Source organism: Ancylobacter novellus DSM 506 (genome assembly GCF_000092925.1).
GTDB lineage: Bacteria > Pseudomonadota > Alphaproteobacteria > Rhizobiales > Xanthobacteraceae > Ancylobacter > Ancylobacter novellus.
In genome coordinates this window covers 3826425-3842071 of the sequence record NC_014217.1, presented here as the reverse complement: position 1 = coordinate 3842071, position 15647 = coordinate 3826425, and the positions used below count along the sequence as shown (strand labels likewise).

The following is a 15647-nucleotide window of genomic DNA, read 5'->3' as shown; positions in this document are numbered from 1 at the left end:
GATGGGCATCGATTTTACGGAAGTTCAGCGGTGAGCAGCGTCGACGAACGCGCGGATGAGATCGGCATGCGCGCCGCCGAATGGGTGGCGCGCCTCGGTGGCTCGCCGCTGAGCGAGGCCGAAAAACATGCGCTGCACGCCTGGCTGGAAGCGGACCCGGATCACCGCGCCGCCTTCGACGAGGCCGGCTCGACGTGGCGGGAGCTCTCGCTGCTGCGGCACGATCCCGGTCCCCTGCGCGACGTGCTGCCCGCCCGCCGCAAGGCCCGGGTAGGGCGCCGCGCGGCGGGCATCGGCGCGGTCCTTCTCCTCGCGGTACTCGCCGCCAGCCTCGCCCGCTTCCATTACGGCGACCTCTGGCTGCTCGCTGCCGCCGACTACCGCACCGCGCCGGGCGAATTGCGCACGGTCACCCTCGCCGATGGCAGCTCCGTCGAGCTGGGCCCGTCGAGCGCCATCGCGGTCGACTTCACCGACGGCGAAAGGCGGGTGAAGTTCCTCGCCGGCGAAGTGTTCTTCGCCGCCGCGCCGCGCAGCGAGAAGGAGCCGCGTCCCTTCGTGGTGGAAGCGGCCGGCGGCACCACCACCGCGCTCGGCACGCAATTCGTCATCGAGGAAGCCGGCGAGGGCGCCGACGTACTTGCCGTCGAGCATCAGATCGAGGTGGCGCTGCAGCAGGACGGGGAGGAGCAGGGCGTGGTGCTCTCGCCCGGCCAGGAGGTGCGCTACACTCCCGGCATCGGCATGGGGCGGGTGCGCATGCGCGACGTCGGGACGGCGACGGCCTGGCGGCGCGGCATGCTGGTGTTCAGCGACGCCTCGCTGCGCCATGTGGTCGAGACGCTGAACCGCTACCGGCGCGGGCGCATCGTCATCCTCGACGATGCGTTGGCGCGGCGCCGCGTCAGCGGCGTGTTCGCCACCAACGACCTCGGCGACGCCATAGAGACCATCACCTCCGAGCTCGGCATCGGCTCGCGGTCAATTTATCCTTTGATTACAGTGCTTTATTGATTTTCTGGCAGATTCTCGAAGTTTTTCTTACTGAGTCCGCCGCCCCGGTTGTCTTCCTTCCTGACGCGTCGCCGCGAACCGCGGAGCGGCGCGTGCATGCGCGATCTGGCAAGAAGGAAGAACAGCTCATGACGACCCGGGTTCATCTGCGCACGCGGCGCCTGCGGCGGCATTATCTTGGCGGCGTCGCGGGCAAGGCCCTGGTCCTCGGCCTGCTTGCGGCGGGATTCGGCCTGGCGGCTCCGGCGGTGCAGGCGCAGACGACGGCGAACGTCGCTCCCACCCGGATCGCCTTCGACATTCCGGCGCAGGACCTGAACGGCGCCATCCTCTCCTTCGCCCAGAAGGCCGGCGTGCGGGTGTTCTTCGACACGTCCAAGTTCGGCGGGCGGCGTTCCACCGCCGTCGCCGGCAGCCTGAGCGCGCCGGAGGCGCTGGGAACGCTGCTGCGCGGCACGGGCCTGACCTACCGCTTCACCGCGCCGAACCGGGTCACCATCGAGGACCCTACGGCCTCGGTCGCGGCTGGCGGCGCGACCGTCGGCATCGAGCTCGACACGATCGATGTGCAGGGCGAGGGCAATGGCACGGTCGGCTATGTCGCCACCCGCAGCACCGCCGGCACCAAGACCGACACGCCGCTGATCGAGACGCCGCAGTCGATCTCGGTCGTCACCCGGCAGGAGCTGGACGACCGCAACGTGCAGACGCTGACCGAGGCGGTGAACTATACGCCCGGCGTGCGCACCGGACAGAGCGGCTTCGATCCGCGCTTCGACGTCTTCACCATCCGCGGCTTCGACACGACCTATAACGGCATCTACCGCGACGGGCTGCGCTGGCCGGGCGCGAACATGTCGGTGTTCAAGATCGAGCCCTACGGCGTGGAGAGCGTCACCGTGCTGCGCGGCCCGAGCTCGGCGCTCTACGGCCTCGGCTCGCCGGGCGGCATGGTCGACGTCACCTCCAAGCGCCCGACCGAGGAAGCCTTCGGCGAGGTCGAATTCCAGGGCGGCAATTATGAGTGGTGGCAGGGCCAGTTCGACATGGGCGGGCCGATCGACAAGGAGGGCACGCTGCTCTACCGCCTGACCGGTCTCTACCGCGACGCCGGCTCGCCGAACACGCTCGGCGGCGGCGTCAACGACATGCACTTCATCGCCCCGGCGGTGACCTGGAAGCCGACCGACCAGACCCGGATCACCTTCCTCGGCGAGTACCAGGAATCCGAGACCCCGGCGTCGCTGCCCTTCTTCGGCTGGACCGGCACGGGCACCGAGACCTTCAGCCGCTCGCCCGGCGACTACAACAGCCAGCCGCAGGAGCAATGGCGCATCGGCTATCTCGCCGAGCACGATTTCAACGACGTCTTCACCTTCCGCCAGACCCTGCGCTACGGCAGCGCGGACACCACGGTGCGCTATACCAGCGTCTACGACATCGATGCGGTCACCAACATCGCCACGCGCGGCACCGGCTATGTCCACGACCTCTTGGATTCCTTCGTCGTCGACAACCAGCTGCAGGCCGACTTTGCCACCGGCGCCATCGAGCACAAGCTGCTCGTCGGCCTCGACTATTCCTACCTGTCGCTCGATGGCGGCATCGGCTTCGGCGAGGCGTCCGATTTCAATTTCAACACCGGGCAGCCGCTCGGCCCGACCTTCGATCCCGGTTTCAACTATTCCCGCTACCGTCAGACGCAGAGCCAGACCGGGCTCTATATCCAGGAGCAGGCGAAGTTCGACCGCTGGATCGTGACCCTGACCGGCCGGCAGGACTGGGTCGACAGCAAGGACGAGGACCTCCTCAACTACACGGCCGAGAACATCGACGACAGCGAGTTCACCGGCCGCGTCGGCCTGACCTACGTCTTCGACAACGGCATCGCGCCCTATGTCACCTATTCGACCTCCTTCGCGCCCAATATGGGCGTCGACATCAACGGCAATCCCTTCGCCCCGACGACGGCGAAGCAGATCGAGGGTGGCGTGAAATACGCGCCGGTCGGCTTCGACGGCTATTTCACCGCCGCGGTGTTCCAGATCAATCAGGAGAACGGCCTCGTCACCGACCCCACCGATCCGCTCTTCCAGGTGCAGACCGCCGAGGTGCGGGCGCGCGGCTTCGAGCTGGAGGCGGTCGCCAATCTCGGCGCCGGGCTGCGGGTGCGCGGCGCGTACACCTATCTCGACCTGACCAATGTCGCCGGCGATCCTGAGACCATCGGCCTGACGCCGTCGGGCCAGCCGCAGAACGCCTTTGCCGTGTGGGCGGACTACCAGTTCCAGCCGGGAACCAGGCTGGTCGGCCTCGGCCTCGGTCTCGGCGTGCGCTACACCGGCGCCACCTGGGGCGATCCGCTCAACAGCTTCCAGAACGATGCCTACACGCTGGTCGACGCCAAGCTGAGCTACGATTTCAGCTACCTCGCGCCGACGCTCAAGGGCTGGAGCTTCCAGGTCAACGCGCAGAACCTGCTCGACGAGGAATACGTCACCTGCGATGCCGGCTACTGCTACATGGGCGCCCCGCGCACCGTCATTGCGGGCCTGAAGTATCGCTGGTGACGCCGATGCCCACCCTTTCCCGCCGGGCGATGCTGCTCGGCGGGTTGGCGACCTCCCTCGCGCTGCCCCGACCGGCGGGCGCGCAGGCGGGAAGAGATGCGCCGGCTTTCCCACCTTCGCGGATCGTCTCGATGGATTTCGGCCTCGCCGAGACCCTCATCGAGATGGGCCTTCCGCCCATCGCCATTCCCAACCCCGGCGAATGGGCGGACTGGGTGGTCGAGCCGGCGCTGCCTCCCGGCATCGCCAATCTCGGCACCGACCGCGAGCCCAATCTCGAGGTGCTCGCCGCGCTGAAGCCGGACCTCATCGTCTCCACGCCCTATCTCGACGGCATCAAGCTGCTCTTGGAACGGTTCGCCCCGACGCGGACCTTCTCAGTCTATGCACCGCCCGTCGGCAGTGCCTACGCGCGCAGCATTAGTGCCACGCGCGCGCTTGCAGCCGATGTCGGCCGAAGGGATGCCGGCGAGGAACTGATCGCGCGGGCGCAGGCGACGATGGAGGAAACACGCCGCCAATTGGCCACCGCCGGCCTCGCCGGGCGCTCGCTGCTGGTGGTCAACTTCCTCGATACCCGGCATGTGCGGGTCTACGGCAAGGGCAGCCTCTTCGGCGACGTGATGGAGCGCACCGGCCTCGTCAATAGCTGGACGAAACCCAGCAATTACTGGGGGTTCAGCACGGTCGGCATCGAGGAACTGGCGGACAGCCCCGCCAGCAGCCTCGTCTATCTGGAACCGATCTCAACCGACACGCTGGACCGGCTGGCGGCGAGCCCGCTGTGGAACAGCCTACCCTTCGTGAAGGCCGGGCGGATCCACCGCCTGCCGCCGGTGCTGATGTTCGGCATGCTGCCCTCGGCCATGCGCTTCGCGCGCCAGATCGCCCGCGTCCTCGTCGAGGCGTCCTCCAATGGCTGATCTCGCGGTCGCCACCTCCGGATTGGCGCGTCCGCGCTTCGGCTCGGCGGCGCTGGTCCTGCTGCTCGCCGTGCCGGCGCTTGCGGCCAGTCTCGTCAACCTGTCCATGCGCCTGCCGCCGGAGCAGTGGTGGGGTGCGCTTGCCCATCCCGATCTCGACGACACCGCCGAGATATTGGCGCTCTACAGCTTCGCGCCGCGCCTTGTGGTCAGCCTGCTCGCCGGCGGCGCGCTGGGGCTGGCCGGTACCATCCTCCAGCAGGTGCTGCGCAATCCCATCGCCTCCCCGACCACGCTGGGCATCGAGGCGGGGGCGAGCCTCGCCCTTGCCGCCGCCCTCGTCTGGGCGCCGGGGCTGATCGGTCTCGGCCGCGAGTGGGTCGCGCTCGGCGGCGGGCTTCTGGCCATCGGCGTGGTGCTGGCGCTGTCGCGCCGCAGCGGTTTCTCGCCGCTGGTCGTGATCCTCGCCGGCATGGTGACGGGCCTCGCCTGCGCCGCGCTCGCCGCGCTGCTGGCTCTGTTCAACAGCCATTACCTCGCCGGGCTGTTCCTGTGGGGCGCCGGCTCGCTGAGCCAGCAGGACTGGTCGGCGCCCGCTTTCCTCGCGCCGCGCCTCGCCTTCGCCGGCCTCGCGACCATGCTGTTGCTGCGTCCGCTGACGCTGCTCGGGCTCGACGACGATGTCGCCCGCAGCCTCGGCCTGTCGCTGGCCGCCGCCCGCCTCGCGGCGCTGACGGTCGCGGTGGCGCTCACCACCTTCGTGGTGGCGAGCGTCGGCAGCATCGGCTTCGTCGGCCTCGCGGCGCCGGTGCTCGCCCGCGTCAGCGGCGCGCGCCGCGTCGGTGCGCGATTGCTCATCTCGGCGCTCACCGGCGCCGCCCTGCTGTGGCTCACCGACCAGATGGTGCAGCTCCAGTCGGGCGCCTATGGCGAGATGCTGCCGACCGGCGCGGTGACGGCAATGCTTGGCGCGCCGCTGCTTCTATGGATGGTGCCGCGGCTCCGTTTGCCGCCGCATACGGGTGCCGGGCTCATCTCGCATGCGAGGGGCCTCGTTCGTCCCGCTCCCCTGCTCGCCGGCCTGGTGCTGCTGCTGGTGTTCGCGGCGCTGGCGTCAGTCAGCGTCGGGCCGGGAGCCGATGGCTGGAGCCTCGCAGGACCGAGCGATCCGGTCTGGGCGCTGCGTATGCCGCGCATCCTGGCGGCCGTCGCCGGCGGGACGCTGCTGGCGGTGGCCGGCGGCATCCTCCAGCGCATGACCGGCAATCCGATGGCGAGCCCCGAAGTGCTGGGGGTGAGCGCGGGCGCGGCCTGCGGGCTCATCGTCGCGCTGTTCCTGTTCGACGCGGCAGGGCGCGCCGGCCAGACGCTTGCCGCCGCGCTCGGCGCCTTCCTCGCGCTCCTCGCCATATTGGCGCTCGCCCGCGCCTCGAAAGGCGCGCCGGAGCGCGTCATCCTCGCCGGCGTCGCCATCGGGGCGCTGCTCGATTCCCTCGTCAGCCTCCTTATGGCGAGCGGCGATCCGCGCGCAGTGCTGCTGCTCACCTGGATGGCCGGCTCGACCTACGGCATCGACCTCGCCACCGCCGCCGGCAGTCTGATGGCGGCGGCGCTGCTGCTTGCCGCGCTGCCGACGGTGGCGCGCTGGCTCGACATATTGCCGCTCGGCGACGTGTCGGCGCGGGCACTGGGCATGCCCTCGCTGTTCAGCCGCTCGCTGCTGCTGGCCCTCGCCGCGCTGGCCACGGCCATGGCGACGCTGCTGGTCGGGCCGCTGTCCTTCGTCGGGCTGATCACACCGCCGCTGGCCCGGCTCGCCGGCCTGCGTCGGCCGCTGCCGGAGCTCCTCGGCGCCGCGCTCATCGGCAGCTTCGTCATGCTCGGTGCCGATTTCGTCGGCCGCACCCTTGCCTTTCCGTGGCAGCTGCCGGCAGGCCTCATCGCCTCCATGCTCGGCGCGCCCGTCTTCCTCTGGCTTCTCACGCGCAGGCAGACCGCATGACCGACGCCCTCATTCCTGACACCACCGTCTTCGATTTCTTCCCCGGCGACGGCAGCGCGACCTGGCGCATCTTCCTCTATCGGCCGCCGGGTGAGCCGCCCGCCGAGGGCTGGCCGGTGCTGTACTACACAGACGCTAATGCGGTGGCCGGCACGGCGGCGGACATTATGCGCGTGCAGGCCGCGTGGCCGCTCGGCACCGGCATCGAATGGGGCGTGATGGTCGGCATCGGCTACCCGACCGACGGCGCCTATGACAGCGTGCGCCGTTCATGGGATCTGGGCCCGCCGCCCGGCCAGACCTATCCGCCGCACACGCCGGACGGGCCCGACGTGCGCACCGGCGGGGCGGACGACTTCCTCGCCTTCATCGAGGAGGCGCTGAAGCCGGAGATCGCCCGCCGCGTCGCGATCGATCCGGCGAGGCAGGCGATCACGGGTCATTCCTTCGGCGGGCTGTTCGTGTTGCACACGCTGTTCAGGCGCCCCGCCGCCTTCTCGCGCTGGATATCCGCCAGCCCCGCCATCTGGTGGGAGGGCGCCGGCATCGTCGGGGCGGCGGAGACGTTCGTCGCCGAGGGCAAGCCGCGCGATGGCCACATCCTGCTTCTCGCCGGCGAATACGAGCAGAAGCTGGCGCCGTTCCAGATCGGCGCGCCCGACGAGGAGAAGCGGCGCGCCGCTTTCGAGGAGAGCCGCATCGTCGACAATACGCGCCTCATGGCCGAGCGCCTCGCGCAGGTGCCGGGGCTCGTCTCGGAGTACGTCTTCCTGCCCGGCGAGACGCATATGTCGGTGCTGCCGGCCTGCCTCAACCACGCCATCCGCTTCGCCTTCGGCCGGGACCGCACATGAGCGCCGCCGCTCCGCTGTTCGAGCTTGCCGAGGTGCATTTCGGCGTCGAGGGACGCACGCTGCTGCACCCTCTCAGCCTTGCCGTGCCGGCGGGCCGCGTGGTCGGGCTGATCGGGCACAACGGCTCGGGCAAGTCGACGCTGCTGAAGCTGCTCGGCCGGCAGCTTGCGGCCAGCGGTGGGGAGATCCGCTTCGAGGGCCGGCCGCTCGCCGGCTGGGGCCCGCGCGACTTTGCCCGGCGCGTCGCCTATCTGCCGCAGTCCTCGCCGGCCACCGGCGGCATGACCGCGCGCGAACTGATCGCGCTCGGCCGCTATCCCTGGCATGGCGCGCTGGGTCGGTTCGGCGCCGTTGACCGGCAGAAGGTCGAGGAGGCGATCGCGCTGACCGACACCGCGGTCTTCGCCGACCGCCTCGTTGACACGCTGTCCGGGGGCGAGCGCCAGCGCGTCTGGATCGCCATGCTGGTGGCGCAGGATGCCGATTGCCTGCTGCTGGACGAGCCGATCTCGGCGCTGGACATCGCTCACCAGATCGAGGTGCTCACGCTGATCCGCAGTCTCTGCCGCGAGCGCGGGACCGGCGTCGTCGTGGTGCTGCACGACGTGAACATGGCGGCGCGCTTCTGTGACGACATCATCGCGCTGCATGGGGGGAGACTGATGGCGCGCGGCACGCCGGAGGAGATGGTCACGCCGCAGACGCTGGAGCGCATCTACGGCATCGCCATGGACGTGATCCGCCAGGACGGCAGGGGGCATGTCGCCGTGCCGCGCCTTTGAAGGCTGCCTGCCCGGGCCGGTTACGCCCGCTCGCGGGTCTCCGTTCGCGCGGTCACCAGTGAAGAGCGGATGAAGGCCGCGACGAAGACGAGGCTCATCAGCAGCACGATGGTCGGCGCCGGCGCGCTGTCGAGGAAGAAGGACAGGTAGACGCCGAGCAGCGACGCCCCGACCGCGACCGCGACCGACAGCACCAGCATGCCGCCGAAGGAGCGCGCCAGCAGGAAAGCGACGGCGCCCGGCGCGATCAGCATGGCGATGGCGAGGATCAGCCCCACCGCCTTCAGCGCGCCGACGATGGTCAGCGAGATCAGGCACAGCAGGCCGTAATGCAGCAGCCCGACGCGCAGGCCCACCGCCCGCGCCTGCGCCGGATCGAAGGCGTGCAGCAGGAAGTCCTTCCACTTCACCGCGATGATGCCGGCGACGACAGTGGCGATCAGCGCGGTCTCGCCGATGTCGCCCCAGGACACGCCGAGCATGTCGCCGAACAATATGTGGTCGAGATGCACCTCGGACTGGATCTTCACATAGAGCACCAGCCCCACCCCGAACATGCCGGAGAACACGATGCCCATCACCGTGTCCTGCTTGATGCGGCTGTTATCCTTGAGGAAGCCCGTCGCCACGGCGCAGAACATGCCGGCGGCGAAAGCGCCGATCGCGAAGGGCAGCCCGACGATATAGGCCAGCACCACGCCAGGGAACACCGCATGCGAGATGGCGTCGCCCATCAGCGACCAGCCCTTGAGCACCAGGAAGCAGGAGAGCAGCGCCATCGTCACGGCTACGAGGCCGGAGATGACGAGGGCGTTGACCATGAAGCCGAACTGGAAGGGGGAGAGCAGCGTGTCGATCATGGTCATGCCCCCACCCGGAGCGCCTGCGCCGCCCGACGCCGCGCTGCCAACATGCCGTGCTTGGGCGCGAAGACGAAGGCGATGAGGAAGATCAGCGTCTGCAGCACCACGATGATGCCGCCGGTGGCGCCGTCGAGGAAATAGCTGGCATAGGCGCCGATGAAGCTCGTCACCGCGCCGATGGCGACGGCGATGGTCAAAAGGCGCGGGAAGCGGTCGGCCAGCAGATAGGCGGTGGCGCCGGGGGTGACGACGAGGCAGATGACGAGGAAGGCACCGACCGTCTGCAGCGCCGCCACCGTCGAGGCGGAGAGCAGGGTGAAGAACATGATCTTCAGCGCGGTCGGCCGCAGCCCGATCGAGCGCGCATGCGCCTCGTCGAAGAAGGTCGCCATCAGATCCTTCCACTTCACCAAAAGGATCGCCAGCGAGACGAAGCCGATGAGGGCGAGCTGCAGCGTGTCCTCCGGGGTGATGGCGAGGATGTTGCCGAGCACGATGGTCTGGATGTTCACCGAGGTCGGCGACAGCGAGACCATGAACAGGCCGAGGCCGAAGAAGGAGGAGAAGATCAGCCCGATGATGGCGTCCTCCTTCAGCTTCGTGCGCTGGTTGAGGAACAGCATGGCGGCGGCGGCGAGCCCGCCGGAGAAGAAGGCGCCGATGGCGAAGGGCAGGCCGAGCATGTAGGCGCCGGCGACACCGGGCACGATGGCGTGCGAGAGCGCGTCGCCGATCAGCGACCAGCCCTTGAGCATGAGATAGCAGGAGAGGAAGGCGCAGACCGCACCGACGAGGGCCGAGACCCACATGGCGCTGCGCATATATTCGTAGCCGAAGGGCTCGAGGAGCAGCTCGATCACGAGGTCTTCTCCTCGGCGGGATGCTTCTCGCTCACATGTTCTTCCGCGGTCTGCTGCTGCATCGCGCCCTTCTCGCCATAGAGCACGAGCGGGCGCTCGTCGTCGGAGAGCACGGCGAGCTGTCGGCGGTCGTCGTCCGCGTGCAGCCCGGCGCCGCCGAGCACGAAATGGCGCAGCACGCCGCCGAAGGTCTTCTCCAGATTGGCCTCGGTGAAGGTCTGCGCGGTCGGGCCATAGGCGAGGACCGTGCCCTTGATCAGCACGGTGCGGTCACAGAATTCCGGCACGCTGCCGAGATTGTGGGTCGAGACCAGCATCACCCGGCCCTCGTCACGCAGCGCCTTGAGCAGGGCGATGATCGCCTCCTCGGTCTTCACGTCGACGCCGGTGAAGGGCTCGTCGAGCAGGATGACCTTGGCGTCCTGCGCCAGCGCGCGGGCGAGGAAGACGCGCTTCTTCTGCCCGCCGGAGAGCTCGCCGATCTGCCTGTGGCGGAACTCCCCCATCCCGACGCGGGCGAGCGCGTCGGTCACCGCGCGCCGGTCGGCGGCGCGGGGAATGCGCATCAGCCCCATATGGCCGTAGCGGCCCATCATCACTACGTCCTCGACGAGGACGGGGAAGTTCCAGTCGACCTCCTCGCTCTGCGGCACATAGGCGACGAGGTTGCGCTTCAAGGCCTGATCGACGTTGCCGCCGAGGATGGCGATCTCGCCCGCGGCGAGGCGCACGAAGCCCATGATCGCCTTGAACAGGGTCGATTTGCCGGAGCCGTTGACCCCGACCAGCGCCGTGATAGTGCCCGTCGGGATCGAGAAGCTGGCGTCGCGCAGGGCGGTGTGGCCGTTGCGATAGGTGACGGTCACGCCGGTGACCGCGAGGCCCGCATTCATTGCGACAATCCCTCGGCGAGGCCCTTCTCCAGCGTGCTCGTGGTCACGGCGAGCAGGTCGATATAGGTCGGCACCGGGCCGTCGGCCTCGCTGAGCGAGTCGACATAGAGCACGCCGCCATAATGCGCGCCGGTCTCGCGCGCCACCTGCCGGGCCGGTTTGTCGGAGACGGTGCTCTCGCTGAACACGGCGGGGATGCCGTTCTTGCGCACGGAATCGATCACCTTGCGCACCTGCTGCGGCGTACCCTGCTGGTCGGCGTTGATCGGCCAGAGATAGAGCTCCTTCAGCCCGAAATCGCGGGCGAGATAGGAGAATGCGCCCTCGCTCGACACCAGCCAGCGCTTGTCGGCGGGAATCGTGTCCAGCTTCGTCCGGATCGGCGCGACCGCGGCCTCGATCTTCGCCTTGTAGGCCTTCGCGTTGGCCTCATAGGTCGCGGCATTGGCCGGATCGTAATTCGCGAAGGCGTCGCGGATGTTGTCGACATAGATCAGCGCGTTGGACGGCGACATCCAGGCATGCGGATTGGGCTTGCCGCTGTAGGGGCCTTCCGTGATGCCCATCGGCTCGACGCCGGCCGAGACGACGACGCCGGGGACGTCCTTCAGGTTCTGGAAGAACTTCTCGAACCAGAGCTCCAGGTTCAGCCCGTTCCAGAGGATGAGCTGGGCGCCCTGCGCCCGCTGAATGTCGCCGGGAGTGGGTGCGTAATTGTGGATCTCGGCGCCGGGCTTGGTGATCGATTCCACGATGGCCGCGTCGCCCGCCACGTTGCGCGCCATGTCGGCAATCACGGTGAAGGTGGTCACGGCCTTGAACTTCGGCTTGCCGGCCTCCTGCGCCGAAGCGCCGGGGATGGCTGCCACGCCGATGATGCCGGCTGCCATCAGCCCGGCCAGAGCCGCACGCCTCGACCTTCCCCGCATACCTGTCTCCTGTTGCGAATGAGTTGCAGGAGCAGTTTACGCAGGGTTCGGCTTATGATGCAACTGCGAATGAATTGCATATCGAGCCGGAAGCCGAACGGTCGTCCGACGGGCCGGCGCGACAGTGATCCGGCCCCGCGCGGATCGCCTTGCGGAGGCGCTGGAAAGCTATATGGATTCATGAGTTCCATGCGCGGGGGCACGGATGGCCGACGAAGGATTGGTTCCGGTTCTCATCTCGGGCGCGGGCCCCACGGGGCTGTCGCTCGCCATCATGCTGCGCCTGCACGGCATCCCCGTGCGCATCATCGACCGCAACCTGTCGCCCGCCACGGTCTCCAAGGCGCTGGCGGTCTGGAGCGCCAGCCTCGAAGCGCTGGAGACCATGGGCGTGGTCCAGCAATTCGAGGAGAAGGGCGCGCGGCTCAAATCGCTCATCGCCGGCGACGGGGCGCATCGCCTCGCGACGCTTGCGGTCGGTGACGGCATCGACAGCCCCTATCCCTACCCGCTGCTCCTCGCCCAATCGCGCACCGAGGCGATCCTCGCCGAGCGCCTCGCCGCGCTCGGAGGCACCATCGAGCGCGGTGTCGAGCTCGTCGGCTTCGCACAGGACGCGGACGGCGTCGACGCGACGCTGACCCATGCCGACGGCCGCGAGGAGAGTGTCCGCGCCCGCTATCTCGTCGGCGCGGACGGAGCGCGCAGCCTGGTGCGCCGTACGCTCGGCATCGAATTCGAGGGCTATACCGAGCCGCAGATGTTCCTGCTGGCCGACGTGAAGATCGATGGCGGCGAGCTCGACCACCGGAGCATCCACATCTGGTGGCACAATGGCGGCACGGTCGCGCTCTTCCCCTTCGAGAACGACGTCTGGCGCATCTTCACCGCCCGCCCGGACGTGGAGGACGACAGCGCGCCGACGCTGGAGGAAATGCAGGGCTACATGGATCGCCACGGACCGCCGGGCACCCGCCTGCGCGACCCGAGCTGGCTCTCCTCCTTCCGCACCAATGAGCGCCTGGCGGAGAAATACCGCGTCGGCCGCGTCTTCCTCGCCGGCGACGCCGCCCACATCCACAGCCCGGCCGGCGGCCAGGGCATGAACACCGGCATCCAGGACGCGGTCAATCTCGGCTGGAAGCTCGCTCATGTGCTGACCGGCAGGGGCGATTCGGCGCTTCTGCTCGACAGCTACGAGGCGGAGCGCCGGCCGGTCGCCCGCGAGGTGATCAAGGGCGCAGCGCAGAAGCTCCATGCCGCCTTCGCCTCCAGCCGGGTGGCGCAGCTCGTGCGCGACATAGCCGTCACCATCGTCGGCAACCTCAAGGTGGCGCAGAGGAAGCTGCAGCTCGAACTGTCGGAGACCAGCATCGTCTATGAGGACGGCCCGCTGGTCGCGCTCGGCGCCCCGCTGCGCCGGCCGGCCCGCACCGATGTCGGCACGCGGGCGCGCGACGCGCAGTTCACCGATCCGCAGACCGGCAGCCCGACCACGCTGTGGCCGCGGCTGTGCGGCACGCATCATACGCTGCTGCTGTTTCCCGACGCGGCTCCGATTCCGGTGGACACGCTGCTTGCCGGGATGGACGGGGCGGTGGAGGTCGTCGACATCGCGCCCGGAAGCGATCCCGGTGCGGCGGTGCGCGAGCGCTACCATATGAGCGCGCCGGGCTGGGTGCTGGTCCGCCCCGACCATGTCATCGCGGCGCGCGGGACCGCCGATGATCTCGACCCGCTGGCCGTCTATGTCGATCGGGTGATACGGCCGGCGGCCGCCTCGTGAGCGCGGCCGTCACGGGTGGAACCTAGCCATGCCGAGCTATCGCCGGATCGCCCGGGGAGCGGGCTATGCCTGCCTCGTCGTCATCGTCGCGACGTCGCTGCTGCCGGCGCGGCAAATGCCCCGGACCGGCATTCCGGACTGGGGCGAGCATTTCATCGCCTATGCGGGAACGGCGTTCCTGTTCGCGCTGATCCTGCGGCGCCGCATCGGCAGGCTTGCGGCGCTCGTCGCCGCCCTGTGCCTGCTCGCCGGCGCGATGGAGATTCTTCAGCTCCTGTCGCCAGGGCGGGACACCAGCCTCGCCGACTTCGTCGCCGGGTCGGCGGGCGCCGCTTTCGGAGCGGCGCTCGCCATGTTGGCAGTCAGGGCGATCAGGCCGCCTTGCTGACCCCGAGCTCGATGTTGCCGCGGACCTCGACCTCGATTTCGAGGATCGACATCGGCGTGCCGCGCTCGAGGCGGACCTTCACATTGTCCTGTTCGCAGGGCACATGCTTGGCGACGACGGCGAGGATCTCCTCGCGCAGGCTGGAGAGCAGGTCGCTGCCCCCGAGCACCTGCCGCTCATGCGAGAGCAGGATCTGCAGCCGCTCGCGCGCCTGGGGCGCGCTGGTGCTTGAGAAAAGCCGCTTCCACAAGGTCATGCCGCCCTCCGCAGGAATTTCCCGAACAGGCCGAGACGCTGCTTCGGCGTCTCCATGGCGATGTCCTCGCCTTTGAGCCGCAGCGCCGCATCGTGATAGGCCCGCGCCGGGGCGCTGTTGGGATCGTTGATGGAGACAGGGACGCCCATGTTCGAGGCCTTGAGCACGTCGGGGCTCTCGGGCACGATGCCGAGCAGCGGCAGCGAGAGGATCTCGAGCACGTCCTCGGTCTTCAGCATGTCGCCGCGCGCCGCGCGGGCGGCGTCGTAGCGGGTCAGCAGCAGGCGCTTGTCCACCGTCTCGCCGCGCTCGGCCTTCAGCGTCTTGGCGTCGAGTATGCCGACGATGCGGTCGCTGTCGCGGACGGAGGAGACTTCCGGATTGGTGACGACGATGGCGATCTCGGCGTGGCGCATGGCAAGCGTCGCCCCGCGCTCGATGCCGGCCGGGCTGTCGCAGATCACCCAGTCGAAATGGCGGGAGAGGTCGCCGATCACCTTGTCGACGCCCTCTTCGGTGAGCGCGTCCTTGTCGCGGGTCTGCGAGGCGGGCAGCAGGAACAGCGAATCCAGCCGCTTGTCCTTGATCAGCGCCTGCGGCAGCCGGGCGTCGCCCTGGATGACGTTGACGAAGTCGTAGACCACGCGCCGCTCCGCCCCCATGATCAGGTCGAGGTTGCGCAGGCCGACGTCGAAGTCGACAACGACCACTTTGTCGCCGGTCCGGGCCAATGCGGCGCCGATGGCAGCCGTCGTCGTGGTCTTACCGACGCCGCCTTTTCCCGACGTGACCGTGATGATCTTAGCCATGCCTCGCTTCGCTCCTAAAGTGCGGCAATCCGCAGTGTTTCGTCGGCGGTTGATACCCGCACGGCCTTGCCCCTGAAGGCGTCGTCGATGTCTTCCGCCGTCCGGTAGATGCCGTCGACCGCAAGCAGTTCGGCCTCCAGCTTGGTGCAGAAGATCTGGGCGCGGGCGCCGAACGTCGCGCCGGCGATCGCCCGGCCGGCTAACGTCCCGTAAACATGGATAGATCCGCCGGCGATGATCTCGGCGCCGGCGCCGACGGAGCCGATGATGGTGACGTCGCCTTCGAGGCAGACGATCGACTGGCCGGACCTGATGCGCCGTTCCACCAGCATGTTCACCGGCTCGGCGGGCTTGCGGGGCTCGGCCGGGGTGGTGGCGGAATCGGTGACATTGTCGGTGACAACGAGGGTGGCATCGCGGCCACCGCGCAGCACCGGTGGCATGGTGGCGTCGACGAGGCTCGGGCGCACGCCCTCGATCCCGACGAGGCGCACGCCGCGGGTGGCGAGTTCGCCGATCCAGCGCTCGACATCCGCCTTGCTCTGCGCGGTATCGGCGAAATCGAGGACGACGATGCGGCCGGTGAAGAAGCCGGGCGAGCGCTGCAGCCAGACGTCGAAGTCGGCGAGCCACCCCTCCAGCGGACCGTCGGCCACCAGCGTCATCGCCATGAACGAACGTCCGCGGAAACGGATCGACGGCCCGGTTTGGCTGACAG

The 15647-nt window shown here is 68.8% G+C and carries 15 protein-coding genes; 8 read left to right on the top strand and 7 right to left on the bottom strand.

The window, feature by feature from the left end:
- Positions 1–30: 30 nt before the first annotated feature.
- The 6 genes from SNOV_RS18085 to SNOV_RS18060 all read left to right on the top strand — a co-directional run bounded on the left by SNOV_RS18085 (position 31) and on the right by SNOV_RS18060 (position 8145).
- Positions 31–1014 (top strand): FecR family protein, encoded by a 984-nt coding sequence (locus tag SNOV_RS18085; protein WP_013168414.1) that lies wholly within the window; start codon positions 31–33, stop codon positions 1012–1014.
- A 128-nt stretch (positions 1015–1142) separates the two neighbouring features.
- The gene (locus tag SNOV_RS18080; protein ID WP_013168413.1) at positions 1143–3584 is read left to right on the top strand and encodes a TonB-dependent siderophore receptor; all 2442 of its coding nucleotides are present in this window, start codon (positions 1143–1145) and stop codon (positions 3582–3584) included.
- 5 nt (positions 3585–3589) lie between these two features.
- Entirely contained in the window at positions 3590–4507 is a 918-nt protein-coding gene (locus SNOV_RS18075; protein ID WP_013168412.1) for an iron-siderophore ABC transporter substrate-binding protein, read from the top strand.
- Positions 4500–6509: a Fe(3+)-hydroxamate ABC transporter permease FhuB gene (gene fhuB / locus SNOV_RS18070; protein WP_013168411.1), complete on the top strand. Its 2010-nt coding sequence runs from the start codon at positions 4500–4502 to the stop codon at positions 6507–6509. Before SNOV_RS18075 ends, fhuB begins: the two co-directional genes overlap by 8 nt.
- Positions 6506–7363 (top strand): alpha/beta hydrolase, encoded by an 858-nt coding sequence (locus SNOV_RS18065; protein WP_013168410.1) that lies wholly within the window; start codon positions 6506–6508, stop codon positions 7361–7363. The genes fhuB and SNOV_RS18065 overlap by 4 nt, the downstream gene beginning before the upstream one ends.
- The gene (locus SNOV_RS18060) at positions 7360–8145 is read left to right on the top strand and encodes an ATP-binding cassette domain-containing protein (protein ID WP_013168409.1); all 786 of its coding nucleotides are present in this window, start codon (positions 7360–7362) and stop codon (positions 8143–8145) included. Before SNOV_RS18065 ends, SNOV_RS18060 begins: the two co-directional genes overlap by 4 nt.
- Before the next feature lie 20 nt (positions 8146–8165).
- On the opposite strand, the gene SNOV_RS18055 is transcribed toward SNOV_RS18060, so the two are convergent.
- Genes SNOV_RS18055 through SNOV_RS18040 form a run of 4 tightly spaced genes read right to left on the bottom strand, consistent with a single transcriptional unit; the run spans position 8166 to position 11690 of the window.
- Positions 8166–9011 (bottom strand): metal ABC transporter permease, encoded by an 846-nt coding sequence (locus SNOV_RS18055; RefSeq protein WP_013168408.1) that lies wholly within the window; start codon positions 9009–9011, stop codon positions 8166–8168.
- Positions 9008–9868, bottom strand: coding sequence for a metal ABC transporter permease (locus SNOV_RS18050; protein ID WP_013168407.1), 861 nt, complete (start codon positions 9866–9868; stop codon positions 9008–9010). The genes SNOV_RS18055 and SNOV_RS18050 overlap by 4 nt, the downstream gene beginning before the upstream one ends.
- Positions 9865–10761, bottom strand: a complete 897-nt coding sequence (locus SNOV_RS18045; RefSeq protein WP_013168406.1) for a manganese/iron ABC transporter ATP-binding protein — start codon at positions 10759–10761, stop codon at positions 9865–9867. The genes SNOV_RS18050 and SNOV_RS18045 overlap by 4 nt, the downstream gene beginning before the upstream one ends.
- Positions 10758–11690: a metal ABC transporter substrate-binding protein gene (locus tag SNOV_RS18040; RefSeq protein WP_013168405.1), complete on the bottom strand. Its 933-nt coding sequence runs from the start codon at positions 11688–11690 to the stop codon at positions 10758–10760. The genes SNOV_RS18045 and SNOV_RS18040 overlap by 4 nt, the downstream gene beginning before the upstream one ends.
- Before the next feature lie 205 nt (positions 11691–11895).
- Here SNOV_RS18040 and SNOV_RS18035 point away from each other — a divergent pair, with 205 nt between their 5' ends.
- Positions 11896–13476, top strand: a complete 1581-nt coding sequence (locus SNOV_RS18035) for an FAD-dependent monooxygenase (protein ID WP_013168404.1) — start codon at positions 11896–11898, stop codon at positions 13474–13476.
- A gap of 28 nt (positions 13477–13504) precedes the next feature.
- Positions 13505–13864, top strand: a complete 360-nt coding sequence (locus SNOV_RS18030; protein WP_013168403.1) for a VanZ family protein — start codon at positions 13505–13507, stop codon at positions 13862–13864.
- Here the strand turns inward: SNOV_RS18030 and minE are convergent.
- From minE to minC, 3 genes are read right to left on the bottom strand one after another with little or no spacing between them, the layout of a single operon-like run.
- Entirely contained in the window at positions 13848–14120 is a 273-nt protein-coding gene (gene minE, locus SNOV_RS18025; RefSeq protein ID WP_013168402.1) for a cell division topological specificity factor MinE, read from the bottom strand. The two genes, SNOV_RS18030 and minE, sit on opposite strands and share 17 nt — an antisense overlap.
- Positions 14117–14929 carry a septum site-determining protein MinD gene (gene minD / locus SNOV_RS18020; RefSeq protein WP_013168401.1) on the bottom strand — a complete coding sequence of 271 codons (813 nt, stop codon included), beginning with the start codon at positions 14927–14929 and terminating at the stop codon, positions 14117–14119. The genes minE and minD overlap by 4 nt, the downstream gene beginning before the upstream one ends.
- Positions 14930–14943: 14 nt before the next feature.
- Entirely contained in the window at positions 14944–15600 is a 657-nt protein-coding gene (gene minC / locus SNOV_RS18015) for a septum site-determining protein MinC (protein WP_244412787.1), read from the bottom strand.
- Between the last annotated feature and the right edge of the window lie 47 nt (positions 15601–15647).